Genomic DNA, 15,038 nt, shown 5'->3' on the forward strand with positions numbered 1-15,038 from the left:
GTGTGTTGTTGGAGAACTAGATCGTGACCGATTCGGATGACCCGGTGTGAGGCTCATCCCCGGTTACCTTCGCAGCGACAACGCTAACGAGAGTCGCCACTTTGCCGGGGCTCTCCCAATACTGTGCCGAGTCGGCCTTCACGTGAATCAGCACCACCGAAGGATCTTCCGCACCGCCGTCGAACCACACGTCGGTGAAGGTGTCCCAGAGCGCTTCTTTCTTGACGCCATCCCGGACAATTTCGGCGGAGCCGGCCAGCGACAGCCACTCAGACGAACCCGCGTACGCGAGGTTGACGTGAGGATTCGCGAGCAGCTGCTGAACGGTGTCCGACTCGGCGGAAGCCAAGAACCAGCAGTCGCCATCGAACTCTGCCTCCTGCACGGTCATGGGGTGGCTGTGAAGCGCGCCATCCGCGGACACGCTCGTGAGCATCGCGATGCGCGTGCTCTTCATGATGGAGCGGATGGTGCCGAGCTGATCTGCTGTTGCGTGGGCATGAGATGACATGGTGTCTCCAATTCGTCGAAGGTTGCGCAGTTGTACTGGCCCTTCGACGCTAGGGAGCAATCCTCAATGCTGGCCGAGTACTAGCCGAGCGTTGGATGAGAGCAAGGAGCCGATGCCGGCGCACCAAAAATCGCGCACGACAGACTGCGCCTAATCCTTCTTGTTGCCCTTGTCGTCTTTCTCTTTATCGTCGTCCTTGCCGTTGCCGTTGCCGTTGCTGTTGCCGTTGCCGTTCGATGTTTCGTCTGATTCTTCGTCCACCGGATCGGTAACGGGCGAGGGGTCAGGCAACGCCGCCGTAAGGTCGGCGCGTACAAGGTCGAGAGACGCTTGGATTCGGGCACTTTGCTCAGCTCCGATGGCACCGGTCGCGGTGTTCTCGTTGAGCTGTTCTTGGAGAACATCGAGGGCTGCCAGGGCTGCCACGGGGTCACCCGCCGCGGCAGCATCAGTTACATCAGCAACCGATGACTGCAGCAGCGCCGCCGCGTCGGGATCGAAGTCCGGTGAGGTTGGCGCACAGGCGCTCAACGATAGGGCGAGCATGAGGGCAGCGCCGACGGCGACGATGCGGCGCGGGAGGGTTAGATTTCTGAGATTCATGGCTCCACGCTCTCTTGGAGCTGCTCGAGGTGCGTGCCAAGCTCGCCAGGAACCACCGGGTAGCTGGGCGACGTCGGTTCAGACGGAGTCGCCTGTTGGTTCTGAGTAGTTGTCCACGCGACCACACCCAGGGTGAGCACGAGAGCGGTAGCCAGCACAATCCCGAGGCGCTTGACGCTGTGCCGACTTAGTCTGGGGTTTCGCTTCGGCGCTGGCGCTGGCACTGCGGATGATGCCGCTGCCGCTGATACCGTTGCAGATTCTGAGGCCTCCGGCGCACGCCACGCTTCGGTTGCTTGTGTCTCCACGCGGGCGTACGCCTTCGTGGGTTCGAGACCCGTTGCATCATTTGTCCCGTTCTCCGAGGAAACGAGCGAACGGGTGGGTTCACCTTCGGCGTCGTTCACGTCCTCAGAGGAATAGGCGAGCGCCCGCAAAGCGACAGCGATATCCATCGGAAGCGGCCGCTGTTCAGCATCGAGTGCCGTCATAGTGACCAGCATCTCTCGCCACGGCCTGCTAAGACCATCCGGCACCCGGGGTGGGGTGTTGAGGCGCGCACCGATCGTCTCGACGGCGCTCCCGGGAAATGCGCGCTGCCCCGTGAGCGCTTCAAGCAAAACGAGACCGAGCGAATAGACATCGGAAGGTCCCAATGCGTCACTGCCGCGTGCTTGCTCGGGGCTGAGGTAACTTGCACTGCCGATGACTGTTCCCGTCGAGGTCATCTTCGCGCCATCGACAAGACGTGCAATCCCGAAATCTGCAAGCTTCGAATGAAATTGTCGGTCCGGAAGTTCCGAAGGCGCTAGCAAGATATTGGCTGGCTTGATGTCCCGATGCACGACGCCACGACCGTGCATGTAATGAAGCGCCTCGGCAATATCGGCTCCGAGGTGGGCCACCAATGGCGACGGCAACGGAGCCGTCATCGCTTCACGCAGATTGGGACCGTCCACGAACTCCATGACGAGAAAGACGCGATCCGCAGTCTCAGCCGTCTCGGTGACCGCATCGAAGAGAGTGACCAATGCGTGATGGTTGAGCGCCGCGAGAGTCTCCACCTCGTTGCGCTGTCTCCGGATCTCATCCGGATTTGCCAGGCCAGGCAGCATCAGTTTGAGCGCGACTTCCCGGGGAAGCGACTCATCACGGGCCCGGTAGACGGAAGCCATGCCGCCGCGGCCGATCAGATCTGTGATGCGATACCGGCCGCCGATTACTGTGTCAATGAGCTCATCATCCGAGCGAGAGGATGACCGTGAGCGATTGGCTGTTGCCACGCGAACCCCCTTAGATCTGGTGAGGAGAGTTTAGATGAGTTCTGCAGGAACTGAGGTCGCTTTCCCGGTCCTCATCGAATGAGCAGGAGACGTTAGCGATGAAGGGTTCCCACTCCCCTGAGCACTGCCGCATACCCCTCGCGGTAGCTCGGGTACACGAACGAGAAGCCTGCGCCTTTCAGCCGGTCATTGCGACAACGCTTGCCGCGGCCCCTGCCATCGTTGGCGCCGTCGTCTGCCTTCGGCGGCGGCACCGGTCGGTCGATACTGCGGGCGAGAAAGCCGATGACCTCGCGTTGATCGGCCGGCTCGTCGTCTACCCCGAGGTAGATACTGGCGGGCGATGTGGCCATTGTCGCGAGGTGCACGATAGCCGCTGCAGCGTCATCACGATGGATCAGATTGGTGAAGTAAGGGGTGAGCGCTAAGGTTTCGTTCCCCTCACGAATGCGGTCGATCTGACGGGTGCGGCCTGGCCCATAGATTCCCGCCAAGCGCAGAATTGTCGAATTAGCGACGCTCTCGAGCAGCAGCACTTCGGCTTCTCGCAAGACAGTTGCGGTCGGCGAGGCGGGTGTGGCCGGCGTAGATTCATCGACCCATGAGCCATCGTTGACGCCATAGACCGCGGTGGACGAGACATAAATGACCCTCGGCGCAGCAGCGCAGTCTCGCTCAATAGCGGCGGCGATGTTCCGCACGCTTTCGACATAGGTAGCGAGATAGCCGTCGCGCGTGCGCTCATCGGGGCTGACGGCAATCACTACGACGCTGGTATCGGCAGGAAGCGTGGGCACGTGCGCAGACAAGTCCACGGATTGCCCAGCGATCTCGGGCGGCAGCTTCTCGACTGAACGCCGCAGGCCCAGCACAGGATGCCCCAGCGCCGCAAAGCGGAGCCCAGCCTCGATACCTAGGTCACCACATCCGGCTATGACGACGGTCACTGCTGCCTCCTCACGGCGCACCGCTTGGCACGCTGTCGCGTTCTGCATGAGTGGGCACCTCACAGCACCCGCCGCTCAAGAATAACGAGAGACAGCTGGGTGTTTTCCGGCGGGTGCGCAGACGCGAAAGGGCCCGAAAGCCGAAGCTTTCGGGCCCTTCCTGAAACCTCGTGGCGTGAACCAGTCAGTTACCGCGCGAGACGCAGATTATGCGAGGCGTGCGGCGAGGTTCTTGTCGAGCGTGTCGAGGAACTCTTCGGTGGTTTCCCACTTCTGGTCCGGTCCGACGAGCAGTGCGAGGTCCTTGGTCATGTGACCGCCCTCTACCGACTTGATGACAACGTCTTCCAGGGTCGAAGCGAACTCGATGAGCTCCTGGTTGTTGTCGAGCACACCGCGGTGAGCTAGACCACGGGTCCACGCGTAGATCGAAGCGATCGGGTTCGTGGAGGTGGGCTTGCCCTGCTGGTGCTGGCGGTAGTGACGCGTCACGGTGCCGTGAGCTGCCTCTGCTTCAACAACCTTTCCGTCTGGCGTGGCCAGAACGGAGGTCATGAGGCCGAGCGAGCCGAAGCCCTGAGCTACGGTGTCGGACTGTACGTCGCCGTCGTAGTTCTTGCAGGCCCAGACGTAGCCGCCCTCCCACTTCATGGCCGAAGCGACCATGTCGTCGATGAGGCGGTGCTCGTAGGTGAGGCCGGCAGCTTCGAACTTGTCCTTGAACTCGGTCTGGAAGATCTCCTCGAAGATGTCCTTGAAGCGACCGTCGTAGGCCTTGAGGATCGTGTTCTTCGTCGAGAGGTACACGGGGTAGTTGCGCGTGAGGCCGTAGTTGAGGCTGGCACGAGCGAAGTCAACGATCGAGTCATCGAGGTTGTACTGAACCTGAGCGATTCCATCGCCCGGGGAGTCGTAGACCTCAAACTTCATGGGCTCTGAACCATCTTCGGGAGCGAACTCGACGGTCAGCTTTCCCTTGCCCTTGAAGCGGAAGTCAGTGGCACGGTACTGGTCGCCGAAGGCGTGACGGCCGATGATGATCGGCTTGTTCCAGCCCGGTACGAGACGCGGGATGTTCGAGATGATGATGGGCTCGCGGAAGATAACGCCACCAAGGATGTTGCGGATGGTGCCGTTAGGGCTGCGCCACATCTTCTTGAGACCGAATTCTTCAACACGGGCTTCGTCGGGGGTAATGGTTGCGCACTTGACGCCAACACCGTGCTTTTGGATGGCGTGAGCCGCATCAATGGTGATCTGGTCGTCGGTTGCGTCGCGGCTTTCAATGCCGAGGTCGTAGTACTCGAGGTTGACGTCAACGTAGGGGTGGATCAGGGTTTCCTTGATCCGGTGCCAAATAATGCGCGTCATTTCGTCGCCGTCGAGTTCGACGACGGTGCCTTCTACCTTGATCTTGGACAAGCTTTGCTCCTTAGTTAGTGGCCACCTCCAGCTTACTCTTTTTCCTATGTATCTCGACATCGAGATACCTTGGCGCATCTGTCTACCGCGGGTTAGCCTGTATTCATGGGTGAGCTAAGACTTGAAGAATTATCGGCAAGCACCATCGTGGCTGCCAACAACCTGTCGCTGCGTCGCGGGCAGGAGCAGTTCGTTACGCCGCCCTCCTACGCGATCGCGGACGCCTTCATCGACCCGCTGACGTCGTGGCCGCGCGTTGTCCTCGACGGCGACAAAGTTGTCGGATTCGTCCGGGGCAATTTCGACAACAATGCGTCGCAAGAAGAGTTCCGCAGCTGCATTTGGCGGGTCAGCGTCGCCGGAGACGAGCAGGGCCAGGGCATCGGCCGTTTCGCCGTTAAGGCTCTCAGCGAAGAAGCACGCAGCCGTGGCTTCGACCGCATCACCGCCATTTGGGAAGAGGGCGACGACGGCCCGGAGCAGTTCTTCCTCAAGGTCGGTTTTAAGGTCGTCGGCGAAACTCAGTACGGCGAGAAGCTCGGCGAATACACGCTCTAAGCGTGCCCGCTCCTAGCGACGACTTCGTGAGCCGCGTGCTCGAGGTTGTGGAGTCGATCCCGCCGGGGCACGTGATGACCTACGGCGAGGTGGCTGCCACGATCGGCTCGCGAGCCGCGCGGGCAGTCGGCACCGTGATGGCCCGCTACGGTTCAGACGTGGCGTGGTGGCGCGTCATCCGTTCTGGCGGGCATCCACCTCTCGCTCACGAAGACCGGGCACTCGTGCACTACGAGGCCGAATCAACGCCGCTGAAATGGATGCCCGACGGCAGCTATCGCGTCGACCTGCGGTCAGCGCGACACCGCCCCTAAACGAGCGAGTCTCGCCAGGCCGCGTGCAGTTGCGCGAACTTGCCGGAGCCCGAAATGAGTTCTTGCGGGGTGCCGTCTTCGATAACGCGACCGTGTTCCATCACTAGCACGCGGTCAGCGATTGCGACCGTCGATAGACGGTGCGCAATGATGATGGCGGTGCGGTCGGAGAGCAGCGTCTGAAGGCCAGCCTGAACAAGGCGTTCGCTCGGGATATCGAGCGACGCGGTTGCCTCATCCAGAATCAGCACAACAGGGTCGGCGATGAACGCGCGCGCGAACGACAACAGTTGTCGCTGCCCGGCACTCACTCGACCACCACGCTTGTTCACGTCGGTGTCGTACCCATTGGGCAGCGCCTCGATGAACTCGTGCGCGCCCACTGCTTTCGCTGCACCGATGATCTCCTCGCGGGTGGCATCAGGTTTGCCGAGAGCAATGTTGTCGGCAACGTTGCCCGAGAACAGATACGCCTCTTGTGTGACCATGACGATCGCACGGCGCAGATCCTTCGGATGCAACTTGCGCAGGTCCACCCCGTCGAGCGAGACGGTGCCCTGGCTGGGGTCATAGAAGCGCGAAATGAGCTTGGCGAGCGTCGACTTTCCGGCGCCCGTCGTTCCCACCATTGCTACCGTCTGACCGGCGGGCAGCTCAAGATCGAACTTCGGCAGGATCACTTTGTCGGCGTTGTAGGCAAATTCCACACCGTCGAACGTCACGGTTCCCTTGGCCTTGCGCAGGTCAATGGGAGTCGTGGGGTCAGCAACGGTCGGGCGCTCTTCAAGCACTCCCGAAATCTTCTCCAAAGCCGCGGCAGCGGACTGGTACGAGTTGTAGAACATCGCCATCTCTTGTGCGGGCGCAAAGAACTGGCGGGCATACAGCAGCGCACCAAGCAGGGCACCGATCGCAAGGTCGCCAGTCGAGACGCGCAAGCCGCCCACGAGCAGGATCATCGCGAGAGCAACGTTTCCGATGAGAACCAGACCCGGGTCAAAGATTCCGAACAATTGGATGACGCGAGCGTTGGCATCCCGATAGTTCTCGACCAGCCCGCCGAACTGTTCGCGATTGCGCTCTTCTTTGCGGAAGGCCTTCACCGCACGGATGCCGGTCATGGTTTCCACGAAGTGCACGATGAGCTTGGCCGAAGTCGTGCGAGTCTCACGGAAGTGCAATTGCGAGCGCACCTGGAACCAGCGCGTGAGGAAGCCCAACGGAACGAGCGCGCAGAACAGAATGACGCCGCTCACCCAGTCGAGCGAGAACATCGCGATAGCAATAAATCCCATGTAGAGCGCACCCTGCACGAGCTGGTTGATGCCCGAGTCGAGTAGTTCGCGAATCGCATCGAGGTCACTCGTTTGGCGCGCGATGATGCGCCCCGAGGTGTAGCTCTCGTGGAATTCAAGGCTCAAGCGTTGCGTGTGCAAGAAGACGCGTTTGCGCAGGTCGAACAGGATTGCTTGGCTCACGCGCGCGCTCAGCACGGTGTACCAGGCAATCATCGATGCACCAACGATGCCCGTGAACAGGTAGGCGCTGACGACGAGCACGAGCGGCAACGTTTCGCCGTCGATGAGGGCGGGCAACGCGTTGTCGATGCCGTAGGCGATCAGCGCGGGGCCAGCCACTTGCGCGGCAGTGCTCACGACAACCACGGCCATCGTGAGAACCACACGAAGGCGCACGGGCGCGATCAGCGATCCGAGCAGGCGCAGCGAGCGCTGCCGAATCTGACGGCTCTCGTCCTTGGTGTAGTCGTTGCGTTCTTCGCCGGAGGTTCCCATCACGCTCATGAACTGACCTCCTGCTCTTCCTCTTCAAGACTGGATATGACGTAACGGTAATGACTGCTGGTGGCCAGCAGGTCGGAGTGCTTTCCGACCGCGGTGACCTTGCCATCTTCGAGAAGAGCAACGCGGTCAGCGAGCATCACGGTCGATGGGCGGTGAGCAACGATGAGCGCCGTCGTGGAGCTCAGCACCTTGCGCAGCGCGGCCTCGACGAGCGCTTCAGTATCGACGTCGAGCGCCGAGAGCGGGTCATCGAGCACGAGCACCGCGGGTTTCGCGGCAACGGCGCGGGCGAGCGCGAGGCGCTGTCGTTGCCCACCTGACAAGCTCAGGCCCTCTTCGCCGACGAGGGTGTCGAGGCCCTTGGGCAGGTCGTACACGAAGTCGGCTTGCGCGATGCTCAACGCTTCGCGCAGTTCTTCTTCGGTGGAATCGGGGCGCCCCATGAGCACGTTCTCGCGCACACTCGACGAGAACAGCGTGGCATCCTCGAACGCCATCGCAAGATGACGCCGTAGCTCAATCAGAGTGAGGTTGCGGATGTCGACGCCGTCGATGCTGATCGATCCTTCCGTCACGTCGTAGAGACGTGTCGTCAGGGCTGTGATCGTCGATTTGCCTGAGCCAGTCAGCCCCACGAGGGCCATGGTCTCCCCCGGCTCAATGCTCAAGTCGATACCGTTCACGAGATCGGGAACGTTCGCGGGTGAATCGGGGTAGCGGTAGTGCACGTTCGTGAACTGAAGGCGACCCTGGCTATCCGTGATCGTTTCGGGGTGTTCTGGATCGGTGATGGGGTTTGCTGAGTCCATCACTTCGAAGAAACGGTCGGCGGCGGTGCGCGCGTCGAACGTCATCGACAGCAAGAAGCCGATCGATTCCACGGGGAAGCGCAAGACGGTGGCCGTGGCGAAGAACGCGACCAGGTCACCCGCTGAGATATTGCCCTCGACAACGAGCCACACACCGCCGAGAAGTCCGAGCGCGAACATGACGTCGGGCACGAGCAGCAGCCAGAGCCAGATGCCGGCAATTGCGCGGGCTTTCTCAATCTCGGTGCCCCGCAAGCTTTCGGCCTGAGCCGAGAAGCCGACGAGCGCGTGCTTTCCTCGCCCGAATGCTTTCAGAACACGGATGCCGTGCACCGACTCTTCGACGGCAGTCGCGAGGTCACCGGTTTGGTCTTGGCTGCGGCGGGCCACGATCGAGTACTTCTTTTCGAAGACGTACCCGTAGATCCACAACGGGATCGACGTGACGATAAAGATCACACCGAGCACCCACGAGATGTTCACGAGGAACAGCAGCCCCACGATGATCGTGAGCACGTTGACCACGAGCAAGACGAGACCAAACGACAACCATCGGCGGATGAGGTTGAGGTCGCTGACGGCGCGCGACAGCAGCTGGCCACTCGGCCAGCGGTCGTGGAAGCTCACGGGTAGGTGCTGCAAGGTCATGTAGAGGGTGTTGCGCATGCGCGCTTCAACATGGGTTCCCGGCGTGAGCACGAAGTAGCGACGAAGCGCGATCATGATCGCCTCGACAATGCCGAGCCCGAGAACGATGAAGAAGGCGGGCCAAATCTGGCTAGAATCGCCCGACTGAAGCGGCCCATCCACGAGCGAGCGCAACACTTGCGGGATGAGCAGCGCAACGATACCGGCGGCGAGAGCTGCTGCCATGCCGAGGTAGATGAACGGCATGGCCGATTGTGCGTAGGGGTAAAGCCGGCGGATAGCCGTAAAAGTGCCGACCGCTTTGACGCGTTCTGGCTGGTCAGACTGTGGTGACACCATGGATCCTTGACGAGAGGGATCCCTGCGTTCAGGGATCGCGATTACTGCGGGTCGCGTCGTGTGCGACCGTGAACCGCTGCTCCTCGTCGTGAATGGCGCGGGGCAGACAGCCTTTTAGAATATGCCCGCCCCGGCGCTTTCACAATCACTATCCACAAATTTTTTGACAGAGTCTCAATTCAGCGGATGCGGACGGAGAGGCACGTGACGCAGCCCTCCATCTTCTCAAACTCAGACACGTCGACGGTAACCACGCGGTAGCCCAAGTTCTCGATGAGGGCAGCAGTCTGGGGCGCCGACGAGGACATGAGAACCGCGTCATCCGACAGCACAACAACGGCAGCACCCTCGGCCTCAGGAACGGCCAAGAAGCGGTCGTACAGGTCGACGTTGTCGACGAGGTCGGGGTACCCAATGATCGTGCCGTCAGGCAGGGCTGTGACGCCGCTCTTGAGGTGCAGCACCTTCTCCACGGGCACCGCAATCACGGTGTAGCCGAGCGGGGTGACGATCGCCCGCAGCTGGCGGATGCCCTCTGCGTTGGTGCGGCCACCGCGACCGACGTACACCGTGGAACCAACCTTGAGCACGTCACCGCCATCGAGAGTGCCGGGTTCGGTGAGTTCGTGGAGTTCGAGACCAAGGTCGTCGATGCTCGTGCGCACGGCAACGATCTCGGCCTGACGGCTCTCAGCGCCGGGGCTCGTGAGCACCGCAACCTCGCCGAACATCACGATGGTGTCTTCGATGAAAACAGAATCGGCGAGATCGTCGTCGGCGGGCACTTCGATTACTTCGAAGCCGTTGTCTTTGAGGGCGGCAACGTAGGCCTCCCACTGCGCATCGGCAAGGTCGGCATCCACCGGAACACGGTCGAGGTGAGTGAGTTCTCCCTCAGCCATGCGCGAGGAAGGGGCGCGAACGAGAGCGGTGAGCGTGGGGGTCGGCTGCGGGGCACGGGCGACCATGGCAAACCACACGCGGCGACCAACCGTGAGTGCGGTCACGATCGTGGCTACGACAAAGATGAGGTTCGTGCCGAGCAGGCTCGCCAAGATGAAGGCCATCGCTTCGGGATTCCACTCGGCTCCCGAGGCAATGATGCCGAGGGCGGTGCCGAAGAAGGCCGCAGCGATGCCGATCACGAGAGCCGACACGGCGGTCGTGTACCAGTAGCGGTGAATCTCGAGCGCCGCCGCAAGCGAGTAGAGCAAGAAGAGCACAAGCGCCATCGGCAAGAAGTACTCGGCGATCGTCGGCAGGTTCTCTGCCGCGGCACCGTTCGACGTAAAGAACGCCAGCCCGGTTGCGAGATAGACGGTGCCGGCAACGGCAATTCCGGAAATAAAAGCTGCGGCCATACGCCGTTGTGCACTGATCATGCGCCCCAACCTACCGGGAAGATTCTATGCGTTTGCCCTACGCCGGCTCCTCGTAGAGAGCCGGCGTACACCGGGCGACATTTGTTAGTGGAAGAAGTGGCGCTCACCCGTGAAGTACATGGTCACGCCGGCGTCAACCGCTGCCGCAATTACTTCTTCATCACGGATCGAACCGCCAGGCTGAACCACCGCACGCACACCCGCATCGAGCAGCAGCTGCAGGCCATCGGCGAAGGGGAAGAACGCGTCACTGGCCGCAACGGAACCTGCGGCACGGTCACCAGCCCGCGAGATCGCCAACTGGCACGAGTCAACTCGGTTGACCTGCCCCATGCCGACACCGACGGATGCTCCGCCGTTAGCCAGCAAAATAGCGTTCGACTTCACGGCGCGCACTGCTCGCCACGCGAACTCAAGGTCGGCGAGAGTCTCCGCATCGGCGGCGTCACCGGCAGCGAGCGTCCACGCGGAGGCCGGGGAGAAGTGCTTATCCAGTTCTTGCACGAGCATGCCGCCCGAGATCTGGCGCAGCTCACGGCTGTCACGCGCGTAGCCCTCAGGCAGCTGCAGCAAGCGCAGGTTCTTCTTGGCCTTCAAGATTTCGAGTGCTTCTGGCTCAAAGGCGGGAGCAACAACAACCTCGGTGAAGATCGGGGCGATCGACTCAGCAGCAGCCTTCGTGATGATTCCGTTGGCCGCGATAACTCCGCCGTAGGCCGAGATCGGGTCGCAGGCGTGCGCCAAAACGTGGGCCTCCGAGATGCTGGCCGCAGTGGCGATTCCGCACGGGTTAGCGTGCTTGATGACCGCAACAGCGGGAGTGTCGTGGTCGAAGGCGGCGCGCAGAGCGGCGTCGGCATCCACGTAGTTGTTGTACGACATCTCTTTGCCACCGAGCTGCGTGGCCTGCGCGATTCCGGGCTGCGCGGCCACACCGTAGAGGGCTGCCTGCTGGTGGGCGTTCTCGCCATAGCGAAGTACGGCGAGCTGATCGGCGGCAACCTCGAGGTGCACCGGCAGTGTGGGGGCGGATGCCGCGGCATCCGTCTCACCGAGGAGCGCACCGGTCAGGAACCACTGCGACACAGCGGTGTCATAGGCGGCGGTCTGAGCGAAAGCCTTGGAGGCGAGCGCGTAACGCTGAGCGAAGGTTGTGCCCTCCCCCGCTGCCGCGGCGATGATCTCGTCGTAGCTGTCTGGGCTCGTGACGATGGCAACGTTGGCGTGGTTCTTGGCGGAGGCGCGCACCATGGCGGGGCCCCCGATGTCGATCTGCTCGACGATGTCGGCGGGAGCAGCGCCAGAGGCAACCGTCTCCACGAAGGGGTAGAGGTTCACGACAACGAGGTCGAAGGCTTTGATACCGAGCTCGGCGAGCTGAGCTTCGTGCGACTCGAGGCGCAGGTCAGCGAGGATGCCGGCGTGCACGGAGGGGTGCAGCGTCTTGACGCGACCATCGAGCGACTCCGGGAAACCCGTGACCGTGGATACCTCGGTGACGTCATAACCAGCTTCGGCGATCGTCTTCGCCGTGGAACCGGTCGAGACGAGCTCTACGCCCGCATCGGCAAGCGCACCCGCGAGGTCAAGGAGGCGCGACTTGTCGCTCACCGAGATGAGGGCGCGGCGGATAGGAACGACATCGCGTTCGCGGAAATCGGCTGGGTTATGGCTGGGGCCGCTCATGGGATTCAGAGTTCCTTTAGGTTGATGCGATTGGTGGCAATGTCTTCGATCGTCTGCACGAGCAAGCGCCGTTCAATCGGCTTAATGCGCGCGTGCAGGTGTTCTTCGGTGTCTCCCGGCTCGATTGCAACGCGCTCTTGCACGATGATCGGACCACTATCGACACCGTTGTCGACCTTGATAACACTGGCGCCCGTCTGGGTTGCCCCAGCAGTAAGCGCATCGCGAACCGCGTGGGCACCCGGGAACTCCGGCAGGTAGGCCGGATGAGTGTTGATGATGTTGGGTGAAAGAGCCTCGACGACGCGCGGCGGCAGCAGCTTCATGAAGCCACTCAGCACGACGAGGTCGGCGTTCCAGAACTGGATCTGTTCGAGCAGTTCATCGCCCCACTCGTCGCGGTTCTTGAAGTTCGACATCGCGACCGAGAAGGTGGGGATGCCGTAATGCTCGGCATGGTCGAGCCCGTCAGCAACGCGGTCGGCGCCAACGGCGACGACACGGGCGGGAAAGTCGGCACTCTCGGCCGCTTCGAGCAGGGCGGCGAGGTTAGACCCGCCCCCGGAAATCAAGACAACGAGTGTGAGCACGCACCCAGCCTAGCGCTCAGTGAAGCCGTCGTCAGTGCGCTCCGGGCGTGCGGACGCCAGAAGACCGAGCCCCGCTGCGACCGAAAACTCCACGAACGCCCACAGGGCAACAATCCACGGCTGGGGGCCAACATCGATGAGTCGTCCCGGACCGGCAGATCCCGCGGATGCCCACGTCAACAACCCCATGATGGTGGCGGCCGTGAACCCGATCCCGACCGCGACGATGGCCAGTTCGCGGCGACGAAGTTCTCCGGCGATACGCGGCCCGAGCACGGCTGCCACCAGGAAGCCGACAACAACGGGAGCAAGGAGTCCGGCGAATCCGAATGCGAAATCTCCGCTCGGCAGGGCGCCAAAGACGGGGATGGCAGGAATGGGCCCGAGGGTGGTGGCCAGCGGCGAGACCGCGGAACCTGTTCCGATCGCAAAGCCAGGCCCCACGAGCCAGGCTGCCGCCCACAACACGATGTTTGGCAACAGCGCGAGTTGGCCGATCGTCACGGCGACGCCACCCAGCACCTCGGTGTGGAGTCCTTCATACAGCGTGATGATCTCAGCGAAGGACGTGACAATCGCGAGCGTCGTCACGAGAGACGCGACCGTGAGCAAACCGGCAGCCGCGATCGCCCCGCCCCGCAGCGCGGTGGCCACGATCGTGCGTACGTGGGCTGGCCATCCGGCAATCCAGCGACGGATGCCTCCCGACACGGGGTTCGCCGCCGAAACGATCTGGCTGCCGATCAGCAGGCCGACCGCGAAGACAACCGTCGGTAACAGGGTGCCCTGCCACAGCGAGGGGCGCGCCACCGGGTGCAAAGCCGACAAGGTGAGCACGAGCGACGTTGCGCCGAAAGTGGCGAGCGAGGCGAGAGTGCCCAGCAGCATGTGGGGAGTCTCGGCGACCCGACGACCAGCCCGAACGCCGAGCAGAAGAGTCAGAAGGGCGAACCCGAGCAGCGCCATGGTGATCGTGACCGGCGTGCTCGCTGCGGGCAACCCAACGGCGCTCGCGACGGTCGGATCAAGCACAACGGTGATGTCGACGCCGTGGCCGACAAGCCAAATATCAACGGCGGCACGCCAGAACACTGTCCAGTCGATGGCCAAGCCGTAGTGGATGCCCCACAGCAGCGTCAGCGGGACCAGCGGAATCGCGATCCCGATAGCGACAACGAGGAGCGCCTCGAAGGCGGCGAAGAGAAGAGTGAGCTGGCGATTCATGTCTCGGTGAGCGTACCCGCCCGCGCGCCAACAGCCGCGACGGCGGACCGAAAATAGATCGATCTGTCAGCGTGACGGATGCCGCCGCCGGGCGGACCGGCGACGCTCAGGCGGGCACAACTCGCGCGGGTGTCGCCGCGGATTCGCTAGCTGGCGAGTTCCCCGAAGCCTTCGCCGGTCATGGCGACCAGAGTGTCGACGGCCTGCTGGGCGGCACCACCGGTTGCCGTGAATTTCAAGACGTGGTCGTGTGCAGCCCCGAGCGACATGATTCCGATCAGACTGTTGCCCGAAACCGGACCCTTGCCCGCGGTCACGTCGGTGATCGTGAGCTTGGCGTCCACTCCCGCGAGCGCCTGAACGATGAGAGACGCCGGTCGTGCGTGCAGTCCGTCAGGGTTCACGAGGGGGGCTTCGGCGGTGACCTCTGTGGGGTCGGCTGGCGCAGCATCCGCAGCAGGAGCGGCCGCAGCGGGTGTCTCAGCGGCAGGAGCAGCAGCCACGGCAGGAGCACCGCCCTGGTCAGCAAGTTGACTCTGCTTTGCGCCCATTGCTGCCCGCGCTTCGCGGTCGACCTCGTCGAGCGAGGCCCCTGCATTCGCAAGAACAATCGCGGCAATGAGTCCTTCTACGAAGGGCGCATCGGTGAGCCGCACCTCGTCAGTTGTTGTCATGAACTCGGTGGCCATGGTGCTGCTGAGCACCGCTGAGCCGAGATCCATGAAGACAAGAACGCCCTCGCCGTTGGCTACCTCGTCGATTGCCGCAGCAACTTTCACGGCATCCGTACCGATGATGCCGTCGCCGGCACCCGCGGCAATCGCGATCGGCGGCGGGGTCTCCCCCACCATTTCAAGCGCGAGATCCACAGCGGCCTGCGCGAGCGCAGGGCTGTGGCTTACGACCACAATGCCAATCAC

The 15,038-nt window shown here is 62.5% G+C and carries 14 protein-coding genes; 2 read left to right on the forward strand and 12 right to left on the reverse strand.

Going from position 1 to position 15,038, the window contains the following annotated elements; all coding sequences use genetic code 11:
* Window positions 1–16: 16 nt before the first annotated feature.
* The 5 genes from I6E81_RS05575 to I6E81_RS05595 all read right to left on the reverse strand — a co-directional run bounded on the left by I6E81_RS05575 (window position 17) and on the right by I6E81_RS05595 (window position 4,766).
* Window positions 17–511: a pyridoxamine 5'-phosphate oxidase family protein gene (locus I6E81_RS05575; protein ID WP_197106374.1), complete on the reverse strand. Its 495-nt coding sequence runs from the start codon at window positions 509–511 to the stop codon at window positions 17–19.
* Between the two features lie 150 nt (window positions 512–661).
* On the reverse strand, window positions 662–1,114 hold the full coding sequence (locus I6E81_RS05580; protein WP_197106375.1) for a hypothetical protein: 453 nt from the start codon (window positions 1,112–1,114) through the stop codon (window positions 662–664).
* Window positions 1,111–2,397 (reverse strand): serine/threonine-protein kinase, encoded by a 1,287-nt coding sequence (locus tag I6E81_RS05585; protein ID WP_197106376.1) that lies wholly within the window; start codon window positions 2,395–2,397, stop codon window positions 1,111–1,113. The genes I6E81_RS05580 and I6E81_RS05585 overlap by 4 nt, the downstream gene beginning before the upstream one ends.
* A 92-nt stretch (window positions 2,398–2,489) precedes the next feature.
* On the reverse strand, window positions 2,490–3,344 hold the full coding sequence (locus I6E81_RS05590) for an NAD-dependent epimerase/dehydratase family protein (protein ID WP_197106377.1): 855 nt from the start codon (window positions 3,342–3,344) through the stop codon (window positions 2,490–2,492).
* A gap of 207 nt (window positions 3,345–3,551) precedes the next feature.
* On the reverse strand, window positions 3,552–4,766 hold the full coding sequence (locus I6E81_RS05595) for an NADP-dependent isocitrate dehydrogenase (protein ID WP_197106378.1): 1,215 nt from the start codon (window positions 4,764–4,766) through the stop codon (window positions 3,552–3,554).
* 105 nt (window positions 4,767–4,871) lie between these two features.
* Between I6E81_RS05595 and I6E81_RS05600 the strand changes: the two genes are divergently transcribed.
* Complete coding sequence (locus tag I6E81_RS05600; RefSeq protein WP_197106379.1) at window positions 4,872–5,324, forward strand: GNAT family N-acetyltransferase; 453 nt, start codon at window positions 4,872–4,874, stop codon at window positions 5,322–5,324.
* Window positions 5,325–5,326: 2 nt separating this feature from the next.
* The gene (locus I6E81_RS05605; RefSeq protein WP_197106380.1) at window positions 5,327–5,638 is read left to right on the forward strand and encodes an MGMT family protein; all 312 of its coding nucleotides are present in this window, start codon (window positions 5,327–5,329) and stop codon (window positions 5,636–5,638) included.
* Here I6E81_RS05605 and I6E81_RS05610 read toward each other — a convergent pair.
* The 7 genes from I6E81_RS05610 to dhaM form a co-directional block, all read right to left on the reverse strand.
* The gene (locus I6E81_RS05610; protein ID WP_197106381.1) at window positions 5,635–7,440 is read right to left on the reverse strand and encodes an ABC transporter ATP-binding protein; all 1,806 of its coding nucleotides are present in this window, start codon (window positions 7,438–7,440) and stop codon (window positions 5,635–5,637) included. The genes I6E81_RS05605 and I6E81_RS05610 overlap by 4 nt on opposite strands.
* Window positions 7,437–9,143 (reverse strand): ABC transporter ATP-binding protein, encoded by a 1,707-nt coding sequence (locus I6E81_RS05615; RefSeq protein WP_231599854.1) that lies wholly within the window; start codon window positions 9,141–9,143, stop codon window positions 7,437–7,439. The genes I6E81_RS05610 and I6E81_RS05615 overlap by 4 nt, the downstream gene beginning before the upstream one ends.
* Window positions 9,144–9,415: 272 nt before the next feature.
* The gene (gene ddaH / locus I6E81_RS05620; protein ID WP_306790140.1) at window positions 9,416–10,618 is read right to left on the reverse strand and encodes a dimethylargininase; all 1,203 of its coding nucleotides are present in this window, start codon (window positions 10,616–10,618) and stop codon (window positions 9,416–9,418) included.
* 84 nt (window positions 10,619–10,702) lie between these two features.
* Window positions 10,703–12,304 (reverse strand): bifunctional phosphoribosylaminoimidazolecarboxamide formyltransferase/IMP cyclohydrolase, encoded by a 1,602-nt coding sequence (gene purH, locus I6E81_RS05625; protein ID WP_197106383.1) that lies wholly within the window; start codon window positions 12,302–12,304, stop codon window positions 10,703–10,705.
* Between the two features lie 5 nt (window positions 12,305–12,309).
* Complete coding sequence (gene purN, locus I6E81_RS05630; protein ID WP_197106384.1) at window positions 12,310–12,894, reverse strand: phosphoribosylglycinamide formyltransferase; 585 nt, start codon at window positions 12,892–12,894, stop codon at window positions 12,310–12,312.
* A gap of 9 nt (window positions 12,895–12,903) precedes the next feature.
* Window positions 12,904–14,118 carry a DUF6350 family protein gene (locus tag I6E81_RS05635; protein WP_197106385.1) on the reverse strand — a complete coding sequence of 405 codons (1,215 nt, stop codon included), beginning with the start codon at window positions 14,116–14,118 and terminating at the stop codon, window positions 12,904–12,906.
* Window positions 14,119–14,264: 146 nt separating this feature from the next.
* Window positions 14,265–15,038, reverse strand: a complete 774-nt coding sequence (gene dhaM / locus I6E81_RS05640) for a dihydroxyacetone kinase phosphoryl donor subunit DhaM (RefSeq protein ID WP_197106386.1) — start codon at window positions 15,036–15,038, stop codon at window positions 14,265–14,267.

Source organism: Salinibacterium sp. NG22 (assembly GCF_015864925.1).
Classification (GTDB): domain Bacteria; phylum Actinomycetota; class Actinomycetes; order Actinomycetales; family Microbacteriaceae; genus Rhodoglobus.